We start from the raw sequence: 14,216 nt of genomic DNA on the forward strand, positions 1-14,216 counted from the left end.
ATTCCGTGTGCGGGTGGGCGGTTCAACATTGTGCCGCCATGGCTTTGATGAAGCGATTCGCCGAAGATGACGGCAAACTGGGCCTTGGCCATGGACCACTCACGTGGCGGCATTTTCCACTCTTTTCGGACCGGTTCAAGATCAGGTAGAGCAGCTTGGTGGCCGCGCCATCGCTGGGGAAGTGGCCCCTGGCCCTGACAGCCCGCCTGAGCTTCGAGTTCAGCGCCTCGATCGCGTTTGTGGTGTAGACGATCCGGCGGACTTCGTCAGGGAACGCAAAGAACGGGATGACCTCGCCCCAGGCACGCCGCCAGCTCTGGCCGATGGCGGGATAGCGCTGGCCCCATGGGCCGGCCTCGAACGCCGTCAGCGCCTTTTCGGCAGCATCGGCATAGACGGCGCGGTAGATGTCCTTGAGCGCTGTCGCAAGCCCTTTGCGGTCTTTCCAGGAGACGAAGTCCATGGAGTTGCGCAGCAGGTGGACGATGCAGGTCTGAACGATCGCCTCCGGGAAACGGCGGTGATCGCGTCGGGGAAGCCTTTCAGGCCATCGATGACGGCCAGCAGGATATCATCGACGCCGCGGTTCTTGAGCTCGTTCATCACCGGCAGCCAGAACTTGGCGCCTTCATTCTGCTCGAGCCAGGCCGAGTACCTCCTTGGCGCCAGCGGCGCGGACGCCCAACGCGATATGGATGGTTTTGTTGCGAACCATCCCTTCGTCCCGGGTCTTGACCCGGATCGGGTTCGAAGAAAATGAGCGGATAAACCGGATCGAGCGAGCGCTGTTGCCAAGTGGCGACTTCATCGAGCACGGCGTCCGTCACCGTGCTGATCAGATCCGGCGACACGTCGACGCCATACAGATCATGCAGGTGCCCGGTAATCTCCCGGGTGCTCATGCCGCGCGCATACATTGACACGATCTTTTCGTCGAAGCCGGGTAAGCGACGCTGATACTTGGCGATTAGTTGCGGATGGAAACTGGCGTGGCGATCACGCGGTATGTCCGGTTTCCGTCGTCACGGTCTTGCGGCCGTAGCAGTTACGCGTATTGCCAGCGCCTTCGCCGCTCGCCAGATGATGGTCCATCTCCGCGTTCAAGGCGCGCTCGGTCAGAGCCTTCTTGAGCGTATCCAGCAGGCCGCCCTGTTCGAAGGCTGCACTGGCTGCGCCTCCTGCCAGAAGCTGGTCGAGAAGATCATTTGGATCGCAGGCTCTTTAATCCTGGCGCAGAGCATTGGGGCTACAAGCTACGTAGTCGTGATTGTCTCAGCGACTTTAGCCAACTTTGATAGACGTTTAGAGCAAGCTGCCATGAGCATGGGGGCGGGTCCCGTCCAGACCTTCCGACGAGTAACTCTGCCTTTGATTCTGCCTGGTATCCTGGGAGGGGCCGTTTTTGCCTTCATTCATTCATTTGACGAAGTGGTGATAACCTCATTGGTACGCGGTTACTCAATCAAGACCTTACCGCTAAAGATGCGGGAGAACATTAGTCATTCGATTGATCCTACAATCGCCGCGGTTTCCTCTCTGTTAATGCTCCTGCCTGTCCTTTGGGTGGTCGCCATTTATTTTACGTGGTGGCGCTCAATGAAGGAAAAAACATCGTCTCATGCGGCGATTTAAGTGCCGGCAAGGCCCACAAAGAATACTCTGTTCTTCGCAGCGAGGCGGCAAAAGCGATAGTATGGTCAGGGCATTGCAATCGCTGCCGACGGCGGGATCCGGTTCTCTTGCAGGTCGGGCGCCAGTCAATTTAAGATCGCGAAGCGGTGTCATGTGCAATCGTTCCCCATGCCGCACTTTCATTCAAGGGAGCGCGTTCCGCCTAGATGGCAAGCATTCCGCGCGGCAAGCGAGATAGTAGGTTGTGTCTGTAAGTGTCGTGACCGAAGATGGAGCTGCAACAGGAACAGTGCACGTCGGAGCGGTGGCGCCGCAGGTGAAGCGGTTCACCGCGCACCTGGGGAGGTTGTGCGGGCAGAACGGCTTGCCCCACTATGCCGGGCGAACCTACGCACCACCGTGGAGCCTTTTTCGTCCGTCAAAAATTGGGGGAGCTTCAGGGTCTTAGGTCAGGGCCGTTGAGAGAAACCTTCTGCGGATTGGATGCATGGGTCCATGAGTGACTCCGCTTCCATGCTTCCAACCTCAGGCCCGCCGCCTGGAAGAAAGCGGTTCATTAGCGCCGCGCATCAAGCGTTGGTTCAAATCCGGTCGTGGCCTACCACCCGCTTGGCGAAGACATGGGAAGGGTGGCACCCGCAAAAGCAACCCAAAAGCACCGCAAGGGCAGCGGATGGGCCACGCCGAGGATTGTTCCTGGGGGAGCATCTCGCTTCTAGATCATGACATATGCAAACTGAATTTGACGCAACTTGAGATCGACAGTTAGAGGATCAATAGGCGACGTATGCACAGAGGCGAAACTTTCCGGCATCTGCAGAGCTTGGCGCCACAAAGGTCCTAACCTCGGATGTCGGCTGAACAACGCGCCATCCAAACATCCGGAGACTGCACACAACGCCAGAGGCTGAGTTGCCCTGATCTTTCGATCCGTTGAAATGGGGTACGCAGCCACAATCATCCAAGAGACATCGTGGCCTTCGTCAGTATCTCTCAATTGCTGACAATCCCATTCATAGAGGCAGACGATTCTACCCCTCTAGTTCCCCCGCGCTTTACGCTTTTCGGACACTTGGGCGCGTGCTGTTGCCCTAAATTACCCTACCGACGGACGGCCCCACACCAGGCAAGGAGTTAAAACCAATGGCGATGCCAAAAGGACCACAAGCGTTTCCCCGGGCTGAATATCTGCGACGGCTGTCCGTAGTTAAGGCGGAAATGGAAAAACGCGAGATCGATGCCTTATTGGTAAGCACTTCGGCGGATATCACCTATCTTTCCGGATACACTGCCAAATCTGGCTACATCCCGGAAGCGCTGATCGTTTCCTTGAAAGATGAGGAGCCGACCTTTGTGACGCGCCGTTGTGATGCGCCGGGCGCTGTTCATCAGATGTTCTTCGATAGCAATCGAGTTATTGGCTATCCAGAAGCGCTTATCGCAAACCCTGACAAAGATGGCTATGATGCAATAATTGATTTCCTGCATGAAGGTGGCCTTGCGGGGCGGGTGGGGATGGAAATTAAATCCCTCAGGCCGGAATCGGTAGAGAAATTCAGGACCCGGATGCCGGACGCCAAAATCGTAGATTTTAGCAAAGCAGTCGCTTGGATCCGGCTAATTAAATCCGACCTTGAAATCGCTATGATGCGGGAGGCAGCGGCGATCACTGATGCGGGAATGTTGCGAGCGGTAGAGGTAATCCGGCCCGGCGTTAGAGAAGCTGATGCTGCGGCAGAGATCATCTCGACGTTGATCCGAGGTGCGAATGGCAAGCCAAGCACGGATTTGTCGCACTTTCTTTTATGTGCTTCACCGCGTTCCTCCACGCCGCATATCAGGTGGGCAGAAGATGTTTTCCACGACGGTTCGCAGATCAACCTCGAGTTTAGCGGCGTGCGTCATGGGTATACCTCTGGGCTGATGCGAACTCTGTCAATCGGCAAATCGTCGGAGCAGTTGCGTCGAGTGCACGAGGGAGAGGTAGCAGGACTGGAAGCTGCGCTTGCCGCGGTCAAGCCAGGTGCCACTTGTGCCGAAGTCGCTATGGCTTTCAATAAAACGCTGAAAAAGCACGGTTTTGCGAAAGAAACCAGATGCGGCTACGCCCAAGGAATCGAGTGGCTGGAACCAACGGCGAGTCTCAAGGAAGATGACCTGACCGTGCTTCGGCCGAACATGACTTTTCACCTGATGCTCGGAAACTGGATAGACGAAGACTTCGGCTATGTGATCAGTGAAAGCTTCCGCGTGACCGAAAGCGGCGCCGAAACATTCTCTCGCTTGCCACGAACAATCTTCGAAATCTGATTACAGTTTGCCGCGCACCTCCCATCTTTGAAAAGAAGATCGGGCGGGCGGAGCGACACTACGCGGGACTCAGCGTTCACGCGAGCACGTAGCGGCGGATCACTTCCTTGATCGTCGCCAGCCGCCTGTCTGCTTCCTGGTCTTCCAGAATGCTCTTGCCGAATGACACTTCGACCGTATAGGCCGTGGCTACGCTGAACCAGCACTGGCTCGATAGGGAGATCCACAAATCAGCTGGATTGAGGTTCTTCCGAAACACGCCGGTCGCCTCGCCGCGGGCAATAATGCCACCCACGAGCGTCATGAGCTTGTCGATTGCCAATTCTGAGCGCGGCACTGAGCGCAAATTGTCGCCATGATGGAGATTCGCGATTCCAACCAGCACAAGGAACCCAGGATTTTTCCGATAGTAAGTGAGCGTGAACTCGCATAGCTGATCGAGCGCGACCATCGGGTCGGCGGAGATTGTGAGCACGGCTTCGGCCTCGCGCATTCGCCGATAGGCGTTGACGAGTACCCTCTGAAACAACAGTTCCTTGCGCTCAAAATGGCGATAAACTAACGCCTTGTTCACTCTGGCCGCCTTGGCGATACTTTCCATCTTCGTACCGCTCAGGCCATTCGCGACGAACTCCGCCTCGGCAGCGGCCAGAATGGCGGCGCGCGTGCGCGAGCTCTTTTCCGATATGCCATGACCTTCAGCGACTTGCGGCTGGCCTACGTTGGCACGTGCTACGATCATACGTTTGCCTTTCGAATCGGACGAAAACTTAGTTTGTTTCCTAAAAGAAAACTGCGAGGCCTGCCCATAATATGTCTTGCCAGACCATACAGCATTGCTTACGGTAACGGAAACGTTATCGTTACAAAGCGGTGAATGAGCAGGCGCATTCGTGTGCATCGGACGTCGGTGGCACATTCACCGACAGCATCGCATACGACGAGGCTACCCAGACCATAACGGTTTCCAAGGTGTCGACCACGCCTGTCAATCGTGCGCAGGGCACCGTGACCGGGCTGAAGCGGGCTCTTCTTCTGCAGGGCGGCACCGGGAGTGAGGTCGTTTACGTCGGCCATGGCATGACCACGGCGACGAACGCCGTCATTCAGCGCAAGGGAGCGCGCACGGCCTTCGTGACCAATCGCGGCTTCCGTGATATCCTTCTGATCGGCCGGCAGAATCGACCGACACTGTTCGACATTACAATCGTCCGCCCGAGCAACTGGTACCGCGGGACCTCTGCTTCACCGTCCGCGGTCGTCTGGCGCCGGGCGGCACGGAAATCGAGCCGCTCAACGAGGCGGATGTGCATGAGGTCGCCGCTGCGATCAAGGCGGCCAATGTAGAGGCTGTCGGCGTCCTGTTCCTGCACTCCTATGCCAATCCGACTCACGAGGAGCGCGTACGCAAGATCCTCGAAGAGTCGCTTCCTGGCGTCGCCATCTGCATCTCCACCGAGATCAATTCGGAATTCCGCGAGTACGAGCGGGCGTCGACGACGGTCCTGAACGCCTATCTCCGCCCCGTTATGCAGAAAATACCTGGAGTCGCTGCACGGTATGCTCGTAGATGCGCGGGAGGGGCTCGCGCTTTCCAGCGAAAAGCCAATGATGGTCATGGACGCGGCAGGCGGTCTCATGAGCCTCGACAGCGCGCGGATAAAGCCAGTGCACACAGTCCTGTCCGGGCCGGCCGGCGGCGTCGTCGCCAGTGCCCATGTGGCCCAACTCGCCGGGATTCCTGACATCATCACCATGGATATCGGCGGCACCTCGACCGACATCAGCCTCATCCGCAACGGGCGCCCGGAAATCACGCGTTCGGCGAGCCTGGAGACAGTGCCTATCCGGCTACCGGTCATCGATATCAATGCAATCGGCGCGGGCGGTGGCTCAATCGCCTGGATCGACGACGGCGGCGCGTTGCGCGTCGGTCCGATGAGTGCGGAAGCCGTGCCGTGGCCAGTCTGCTACGGCCGCGGCGGGATCCTGCCAACCGTTACCGACGCCAATCTCGTGCTCGGTCGCTTCGACGAGAAGTCGCGACTCGGTGGCGATCTCGGTCTCGATCTGGCGGCTGCGCGCAAGGTTATCGAGGAAAAGATCGCCAACCCGATCGACCATCATCCGCTCGCAGGTTGCTAAGGCGAACGCGCATCTCGACCATGACGGCGTGCGGCAGGAAAAGCGCGACATCGAGGTCAAGATCGACGTGCGCTACCTCGGCCAGAGCTACGACCTGCCGATCCTCGTCGACATAACCGATAAGCATTTCTGGGACAAGCTTCCGGACAACTTCCACGCCGCCCACGCTGCACGCTTCGGCCATGCGGATCCCTCGAACCCGATCGAAATCGTGGGTATCGGCGTGACCGGCATCGGCCGGATCGACACGCCGGTCTTGCCGAAGCTCGCCGAGGGAATGTCGCTACCGCCTCCAGCCGCACTCAAGGGATCGCGCAAGATCTATTTCGAGCCGTTCAATCAGCTCGAAAGGGGCGAATTCCAGGACGCGCCGATCTACGATCGCGCCGCGCTTCTGGCCGGCAACACGATTTGCGGTCCTGCGGTGGTTGAGGAAATCTCGGCGACGACCATTCTTTATCCCGGCGACCGATTGACCGTCCATGTGTCCGGCAACATGATCGTTGAGGTTGCGCAATGACCGGGTTTGATCCCCTCCGCCTCGAAGTCCTCAAAAACGGCCTTGAAGCGACGGCTCAGGAAATGGGTGTCGTCCTGAAGCTGACATCATTCTCGCCGAACATCAAGGAACGCATGGATGCCTCCTGCGCGATCTTCGATGCCAAGGCGCAACTCGTTGCGCAGGCTGAGCACGTGCCCGTCCATCTGGGCTCGATGCTGAGGGCGGTTGGTCCGACCCTCGCCCTCATTGAACCACTGGCACAGGGTGACGTCGTCATTCTCAACGACCCCTACGTCGGTGGCGCGCATCTGCCCGACATCACGCTAGTCGCTCCCGTGTTCGTCGAAGGCCGCTGCATCGCCTATGTCGCAACCCGCGCGCATCACTCCGACGTCGGCGGCATGGAGCCGGGCTCGATGCCGGGCCGCTCGACCGAGATTTTCCAGGAAGGCCTCATCATTCCGCCCGTTCGCCTCTATCGTCAGGGTACCGAGCAGACCGACATTATGGCAATGATCCTCGCCAACGTGCGGACGCCGGAAGAGCGTAAGGGCGACATCAACGCCCAGCTCGCAGCGCTCCGGATCGGCATTCGCCGCATTGACGAACTGGCCCATCGCATCGGCTCTCAAACGCTCGAAGACGGCTTCGCTGCCATTCTCGACTACACGGAACGTCGCGTGCTGAAGCGGCTAGCCGAACTTCCGAGCGGCAGCTGGACGTCGGAGGACTGCCTCGACGACGACGGCTCGAGCGACGATCCGGTCGTGATCAAACTGCGCGTGGATGTCATGCCTGATAAGATGGTGCTTGACTTCACCGGGTCTTCGCGCTTGCGGCGCGGTAACATCAACGCCGTCCAGGCGATGGTTCATTCATCGGTCTTCTACTCCATCAAGATCCTGATGGACCCGACGCTGCCGCCGAATTCCGGCGTCATGCGCCCGGTCACGATCCTGATTCCTGAGGGCTCGTTTCTCGACGCAAAGATGCCGGCCGCCGTTTGCGCCGCCAACACCGAGACGACGCAGCGTCTGGCCGACACGGTACTGAAGGCGTTCTCGCAATTCGCGCCGGACCGGATCGCCGCCGCGAGCCAAGGGACGATGAACCTCGTCGGCGTCGGCGGTCGACCCGCGCAACGGCAAACCGTACACTTACATTGAGACAATCTGCGGCGGCCAGGGCGGGCGGCCGATGGGCCCTGGCATGAGCGCGGTGCACGCCAACATGTCGAACACGCTCAACACGCCGATCGAGGCGCTAGAAATCAGCTACCCGATGAGGGTGGAACGCTACGAGCTGCGCGAAAACTCTGGGGGAGAAGGCGCCAATCGTGGCGGTGACGGCGTCATCCGCTCGCTGCGTGTCATCGGGCACGAAGCGCGTGTCTCGTTGCAGACCGATCGTCGCCGGTTCAACCCCTATGGCCTGCATGGTGGCATGGTGGGGGCGACAGAACGCAATTGGATAGAAAAAAAGGGAGAGCTCACGAGGGCGCCCAGCAAGGGAACGATGACCCTCGACGCTGGAGATGCGGTCATCCTGGAAACGCCTGGGGGAGGTGGTTGGGGAGCTCCGACCGGTAGAAGAGAACCGAAGGAATGAATTTGAAGGGCTTTGACATTGCCGCAGCGAAAATCCGGGCGCTGTCGTTCATGGCCGTTTCGCAAGCGTTCTCGGCTGCGGCTCACACACCGACCGGGTGGTGTTTGGCCACGAAACAGCCCGACAGCTCCGAGGGCAAGACACACAAAGTCTTCGCCGAACAGGTCGAGGAGTATTCCGGCGGCGATCTCATCGTCACTGTCCATCCGTCTGAGCAACTCCACAAGGAGAACGCAATCGGGCTCGAATGCGCTCGGTGCGACCGAGATTTTCCAGGAAGGCTCCGCTTGCCGTTCTTAAGCTCTACGACGGCGGCGTCCTGAACGAGGCGATCTGGGAGATTATCGGCTTCAACGTCCGCGTCCCAGGTATTGTCCTAGGCGATCTGAAAGGCACAAATGGCTGCCTGCACGGCCGGTCGCCGGTCCTTCATGGAGTTGCTCGGGCATTATGGCCTGACGGAAATCCTTGCCTACGCGGAGGAACTTCATAATTACGCCGAGCGGCTCACGCGCGCTTAGATCACCGAGCTACCCGATGGCGTTTACACATTCACCGATCACATCGACGGGCTCGGCAAAACGCCCGAGCCGATCATCATCAAGTTGGCGGTCACGATCAACGGCAATCGACTGTCGGTCGACTTCGCTGGATCGTCGAAGCCGGTCAAGGACGGCATCAACACCCCGCTCCCCTTTACCAAAGCAAGTGTCTATACCGCGCTGCGCTCGGTGATGAAGTCGGAAATACCGAACTGTCGCGGCTTCGAGCGCGCCATAGTCGTCGCCGCGCCGCTTGGCACCGCCGCAATTCCGTGCATCCCGCGCCCTGCGGCGCGCGCGGAATTACCGGCTACCGAATTATCGATGCGATGTTCGGGGCACTCGCGGCTCCGTTGCCCGATCGCTTCACCGCCGACGGGATGGGCGGATCGAGCGTCCCGACCTTCGGTGGCTGGCATAACGGCAAGCCCCTATGTCTTCACCGAGACGGTCATGGGCACCTGGGGCGCTGGTCAGTCGCATGATGGCCAGGTCGGGGTACCGCACATGGGCGCAACCAGGCGAATGTGCCGATCGAGATGATCGAGGCGAGTTACCCCTCCGCATCCGCAACTACGGCACGGTCTCCGACACCGGCGGTGCCGTCGCCAGCGCGGTGGCAACTCCTTCATTCGCGAATATGAATTCCTTGGCGAGGATGGCATTTTGTCGCTGCGGTCCGACAAGCTCGCCTTCCCGCCGCATGGTCTCTTCGGTGGTGAGGTCGGTGCCGGCCCGGACAGCACGTTGTCGCGCAAGGACGGCGCGAGCGGATCCGCCTGCCGGTGCTCGTGACCGAGCCCTATGAACTGCTGAAGGGCGATATCTTCCGTCACGTTTCGCCGTCGGGCGGTGGCTATGGCGATCCGCTCGATCGATCGCTCGACGACATCCGCTACGATCTGCTCGAAGGCTACAGCATGCGCGCTCACCTTGAGGCGAAATACGGCGTGATCTTCACCGACGGCGAGGTCGATGCCGCCAAAACGTCTGCCGCGCGTGCCCGCTTGCGCAGCGAGCGGGCAATAGCCCAGGCAAAGAGCACCCAGGGCGTCTCGGCTCGTGGCGCCGCCCCTAGGCGATCGGCCCGAAATACCGGCAGACGTGCTCACCCCCCGACTTAAGGCACCCCAAAATCTGTTCCGTGAACAATCTCGCTCCTAGATGACTACGATATACAAACTGCGTTTGACGCACGTTGTTGGCCGATTGATGGTCCTCTGTAACGAATGTGCGGCGGCCAACCCAGCCAGGACTTGATAGATGCAGAAGTTTGAAAATTTGAGAGAATTGCAATCTGAGGTCGCCGGGTGGCGACGTCATCTGCATCAATACCCAGAGCTCGATTATCGATTGCATAACACGGCCAACTTCGTTGCAGAGAAGCTGGCTTCTTTCGGTATCAATCACATCGAAACCGGGATTGCTGAGACTGGGGTCGTCGCACTGATCCAAGGCGAAGGCGGAGAGGGTCCGACTGTCGGCCTGAGGGCAGATATGGACGCCTTACCGATTGCAGAAGCATCAAACAAGCCGTGGTCCTCCCGGGTGCCCGGCAAGATGCATGCCTGCGGCCATGATGGCCATACAGCTATGCTTCTTGGGGCAGCAAAGCATCTTGCTAAAACGCGGAACTTCAAAGGCACGGTCGCCTTGATCTTCCAGCCAGCTGAAGAAGATGGGCGAGGCGGTCAGAAGATGGTGCAGGAAGGGATTATGGACCGCTTTGGCATCTCACAGGTCTTTGGCATGCACAACTCGCCGGGTCTCGACGTCGGGAAATTCGCCATCGCTGATGGGCCAATATTGGCTGCGCTCGATGAGTTCGATATTACGATAAGGGGTAGAGGGGGGCATGCGGCAATCCCACATCTTACAATCGATCCGGTCGTTATTGGAGCGCAGATCATTCTCGGGCTGCAGACCTTGGTGTCTCGCTACACAGATCCCACGGAATCGCTCGTCATTTCCGTCACAAAACTGAGCGCCGCGCAGGCCTACAACATCATCCCCGATACGGTCGAGTTGTCGGGCACTGTTAGGACGCTGCTGCCGAGCATGCGAGACTTCGTCGAGCATCAGATTCTGGCGTCCGCTCGAGGCATCGCGCAGGGGTTCGGCGCAGATGTTGAGCTGAAATACCGGCGCCTCGAACCGATGACCATCAATCATACCGAGCAGACTAGTCTGGCAGTCGCGGCTGCTCGAAACCTCGTCGGCTCGGGTGCCGTGAATGACAAGGTCAAGCCTCTAATGGGCTCAGAAGATTTCGCCTATATGCTCGAAGCGCGGCCTGGCGCGATGATATGGCTCGGGAACGGATCGACAGCAGCCGTACACAACCCGGCTTACGACTTCAACGACGAAGCCCTCCCTTACGGGATTGGCTACTGGATAAGCCTCGTCGAGACGACATTGAAGGCATGAACCCCTGTAGCTGACCACTGCCCAGAATTGATCGGAGCGGTAGTCAAGATCCAGAGCCATCGACCAAACTCTCGACAAAGATAACGTGGACCCGGATGGGTGTCTGGCAAACGGCTCGGAATGAGACCTTGGATGCATGGAAAGAGATGTCTGACGCATCTCCAAATGCGCGCTCGCTACTCTCAGGCCAAAGCAGCGGGTGGACGTGTCCATCTGAAAACGCGATAGTGCCGTCCCGGACTCTATATTGGCGAACTCTGCCCCAAGTAGCGCATACTTAGCGTTCAGCTGGTGTGTGCGCCCATCAATGGCTCTAAATGAATCGAGCGAAGTGAAGTGCAGATCAAAGACGTCCTTCTTGCGCCTGGCAACGGCGCGTTCTTTTATGACGATCAAGCTGCCATTAGGTCCGGCGCGACCCAGGACGGCTTCATCTATGTCGGCACACCGACTACGCCTGGGTTTGATCGAATTCGCATTCCGGCATCGTCGCTCAGTGTCGGGCTGGTTCTTACCGACGAAACCGTCGTTTGGGGCGACATGATGAACGTCCAGTACTCCGGTGCAGGTGGACGCGGCCTTGTGTTCGACACCAATCAAATCTCGGATCTTACCTCACGCGCTGTCGTACCGCGGCTTCTTGATGTCGATGCCACTCAGTTTCGTGATTCCTGCACGAACGCTTTTCAGCTCGTCGAACATCGGCGTCTACCTCTGGCTATAGAGTATGGCGTCAGCCAAGCTCTTCTTCGCGCAGCCGCCCATCTCCACCGTAAGACGATGGCAGAGATCATATGTAGTGAGTTCGGGCTGCAGTTACCCACGTCCCGAGTCCCAATTTACTGCCAGAGCGGTGACTCGCGAGAAATCAACGTCGACAAAATGGTTTTGAAAGCCGTGGATGTGCTTCCCCACGGTCTGATCAACTCACGGCAGAAATTCGGCATCGACGGGCAAGCCTTCATGGAGTTCGTGAAGTGGGTTGCAACGCGTACGCGCCAAATCGGCCGCCCGGGGTATCATCCGGTGCTGCATTTCGATGTGTATGGCTGGATCGGCCAGGAAATCGGCCTGGAGCCGCAAAGCATCGCCGACTTTATCTGCAAGGTTGCAGATACGGTCCCGGATTTCACGCTCAACATCGAGTCCCCGGCGGATTTTGGTTCGACGCAAGCTCAAATTGAGAACTACGCCAAGATCGTATCGATCTTGGACAACCGGGGCTCCAACGCACGCCTTGTCGTGGATGAGAGATGCAATACGCTTGAAGATATTCGGCTCTTCGCAGAAGCGAAAGCCACGCATCTTGTCCAGATCAAGACGCCCGATGTCGGTTCAATTGCCGACACAGCGCGGGCCGTTCTCCTCTGCAAGAAAAACAAGGTCGGAGCGTATGTCGGAGGAAGCTGTACCGAGACAGATCTCTCCGCCCAAGCTTCTGTCCACGTATCCGTGGCAACCCAGGCCGACATGATGCTTGCAAAGCCCGGAATGGGTGTCGACGAGGCATTCTCAATTGTCGGGAACGAACAAAGCCGGTTGCTTGCGATGCTGGACCGTCGCCGGTCTCAAGCCATAAACGTTGGATGAAAAGCACGGTGTCGCATGCAAAACGCTCTTGAGGGGATCACTGTCGTAGCCGTGGAGCAGGCCGTGGCCGCGCCTTATGCATCGTCTCGCCTTGCCGATGCCGGCGCCCGGGTGATCAAAGTCGAAAGGCCCGAAGGGGACTTCGCGCGCAACTACGACAAACTGGTGCGGGAACAGAGCGCTTACTTCGTCTGGCTCAACCGGGGTAAGGAGTCGGTCTGTCTGGACCTGAGGTCGGAGGCGGACCGCGCCGTCCTGGACACGCTCGTTGCCAGTGCTGACGTTTTTATCCAGAATCTGAAGCCGGGCAGCATCGAAAAACTGGGTTTCGGGTCTGCGGATCTCCGTCGTCGTTTTTCGCGGCTGATCACCTGCGACATCTCTGGTTTCGGGGAGAAAGGCCCGTATGCCCATTTGAAGGCTTATGATCTCATCGTCCAGGCTGAAACAGGTCTGTGCGCGATCACCGGCACCCAACAGGGACCGGCGCGTGTAGGGGTCTCGGTTTGCGACATCTCGGCGGGCATGACGGCGCATAGTGCCATTCTTCAGGCACTCTATTACCGCGAGGTTACCGGCAAAGGGACCAGCATTCAGGTGTCACTGTTCGATGCCGTCGCCGACTGGATGAACGTGCCGGTTCTGCAACATGACTATAGCGGCTACCACACGGCACGCGCTGGCGTGAAACACCCGTCGCTTGCGCCGTATGGCGCCTATCGTTGTGCCGATGGCAAAGACGTCATCTTTTCGGTTCAGAATGACCGCGAATGGGTAAATTTCTGCGAGAAATTCCTGAAGCAGCCGGCGCTCACGCGCGCACCTGGTTTTGCCGATAATATGGAGCGCCTCGGTCACGGGGCGCAACTTGATGAGATCATTGAACTGCGTTTTTCCGAACTATCCTGCCACGAAGCAATGCAGGAGCTTGAGGCAGCCGGTTTGGCATATGGCCGACTGAACGAAGTGGCGGATCTTTCAAAGCATCCCCATCTTCGCAGGGTCGAGGTCGTCACACCCGAAGGAACTGTCGAGACGATAGCGCCTGCGGCGATCTTCAACTCGGAGCGCCCCTCGCTGCGCCCAGTGCCGGGTCTTGGCGCGCATACAGAGACTATCCGGGAAGAGGTTCTGGGGCGTTTGCGCGATACGGGCCACGTTTCTGGCAGCTCTGCGGTCTCGGCCATGCGGGAAAATACCAAGCGTTGCGCGGCCGAGGGGCTAGCGAAGGAAGTCGGGCGGCTCGGGGCCCAGCCCTTAACCATGAGATCATCACCTGGAGACCCAGAGGACCTTCTCCGGCCGCCGGTGTCATATATTTCCCTCCTCGCTGTACCACCATGAACCAACTTACGAGACGGCGCTGAGCGTCGTTCGCGCGGCGCGGGAGAGTGTTTCATTCAGGACGACCTTGCGAGCGGCGAAGCAGCGCGGTTTCCTAGGGACGGGCCATCTGCAAA

The 14,216-nt window shown here is 58.7% G+C and carries 9 protein-coding genes and 6 pseudogenes; 13 read left to right on the forward strand and 2 right to left on the reverse strand.

Annotated elements, in window-relative coordinates; all coding sequences use genetic code 11:
• Positions 1–22 precede the first annotated feature (22 nt).
• Positions 23–1,241, reverse strand: a pseudogene (locus EN869_RS27450) (IS256 family transposase).
• On the opposite strand from EN869_RS27450, the gene EN869_RS27455 reads away from it, so the two are divergent.
• Positions 1,240–1,632, forward strand: a complete 393-nt coding sequence (locus EN869_RS27455) for an ABC transporter permease subunit (protein ID WP_245490130.1) — start codon at positions 1,240–1,242, stop codon at positions 1,630–1,632. The pseudogene EN869_RS27450 and the gene EN869_RS27455 sit on opposite strands and share 2 nt — an antisense overlap.
• Positions 1,633–2,775: 1,143 nt before the next feature.
• On the forward strand, positions 2,776–3,942 hold the full coding sequence (locus EN869_RS27460) for a Xaa-Pro peptidase family protein (protein ID WP_126101834.1): 1,167 nt from the start codon (positions 2,776–2,778) through the stop codon (positions 3,940–3,942).
• Between the two features lie 76 nt (positions 3,943–4,018).
• Here the strand turns inward: EN869_RS27460 and EN869_RS27465 are convergent, their stop codons facing one another.
• The gene (locus EN869_RS27465) at positions 4,019–4,684 is read right to left on the reverse strand and encodes a TetR/AcrR family transcriptional regulator (RefSeq protein ID WP_126101833.1); all 666 of its coding nucleotides are present in this window, start codon (positions 4,682–4,684) and stop codon (positions 4,019–4,021) included.
• A gap of 131 nt (positions 4,685–4,815) precedes the next feature.
• Here EN869_RS27465 and EN869_RS35570 point away from each other — a divergent pair.
• The 11 genes and pseudogenes from EN869_RS35570 to EN869_RS27495 form a co-directional block, all read left to right on the forward strand.
• Positions 4,816–5,094, forward strand: a pseudogene (locus EN869_RS35570) (hydantoinase/oxoprolinase N-terminal domain-containing protein); the annotation flags it as partial.
• Between the two features lie 110 nt (positions 5,095–5,204).
• Positions 5,205–5,309 (forward strand): annotated as a pseudogene (locus EN869_RS35575) (hypothetical protein); the annotation flags it as partial.
• A 193-nt stretch (positions 5,310–5,502) separates the two neighbouring features.
• Positions 5,503–6,087, forward strand: coding sequence for a hydantoinase/oxoprolinase family protein (locus EN869_RS35245; protein ID WP_245460083.1), 585 nt, complete (start codon positions 5,503–5,505; stop codon positions 6,085–6,087).
• A 28-nt stretch (positions 6,088–6,115) separates the two neighbouring features.
• Positions 6,116–6,607, forward strand: a complete 492-nt coding sequence (locus tag EN869_RS35250; RefSeq protein WP_245460082.1) for a hypothetical protein — start codon at positions 6,116–6,118, stop codon at positions 6,605–6,607.
• 62 nt (positions 6,608–6,669) lie between these two features.
• Positions 6,670–8,197, forward strand: a pseudogene (locus EN869_RS27475) (hydantoinase B/oxoprolinase family protein).
• Entirely contained in the window at positions 8,194–8,520 is a 327-nt protein-coding gene (locus tag EN869_RS34820) for a hypothetical protein (RefSeq protein WP_210211891.1), read from the forward strand. Before EN869_RS27475 ends, EN869_RS34820 begins: the two are co-directional and overlap by 4 nt.
• A gap of 108 nt (positions 8,521–8,628) precedes the next feature.
• Positions 8,629–9,282 (forward strand): annotated as a pseudogene (locus EN869_RS34830) (hydantoinase B/oxoprolinase family protein).
• Positions 9,283–9,524: 242 nt separating this feature from the next.
• Positions 9,525–9,863, forward strand: a complete 339-nt coding sequence (locus EN869_RS34840; protein WP_135897370.1) for a hypothetical protein — start codon at positions 9,525–9,527, stop codon at positions 9,861–9,863.
• 139 nt (positions 9,864–10,002) lie between these two features.
• Positions 10,003–11,166: a M20 aminoacylase family protein gene (locus EN869_RS27485; protein ID WP_126101832.1), complete on the forward strand. Its 1,164-nt coding sequence runs from the start codon at positions 10,003–10,005 to the stop codon at positions 11,164–11,166.
• 336 nt (positions 11,167–11,502) lie between these two features.
• A complete protein-coding gene (locus tag EN869_RS27490; protein WP_126101831.1) occupies positions 11,503–12,756 on the forward strand; it encodes a methylaspartate ammonia-lyase in 1,254 nt (417 codons plus the stop codon).
• 15 nt (positions 12,757–12,771) lie between these two features.
• Positions 12,772–13,905, forward strand: a pseudogene (locus EN869_RS27495) (CaiB/BaiF CoA-transferase family protein); the annotation flags it as partial.
• Positions 13,906–14,216 lie beyond the last annotated feature (311 nt).

The sequence above is a fragment of the Mesorhizobium sp. M2D.F.Ca.ET.226.01.1.1 genome, assembly GCF_004022705.2.
Taxonomy (GTDB): Bacteria; Pseudomonadota; Alphaproteobacteria; order Rhizobiales; family Rhizobiaceae; genus Mesorhizobium.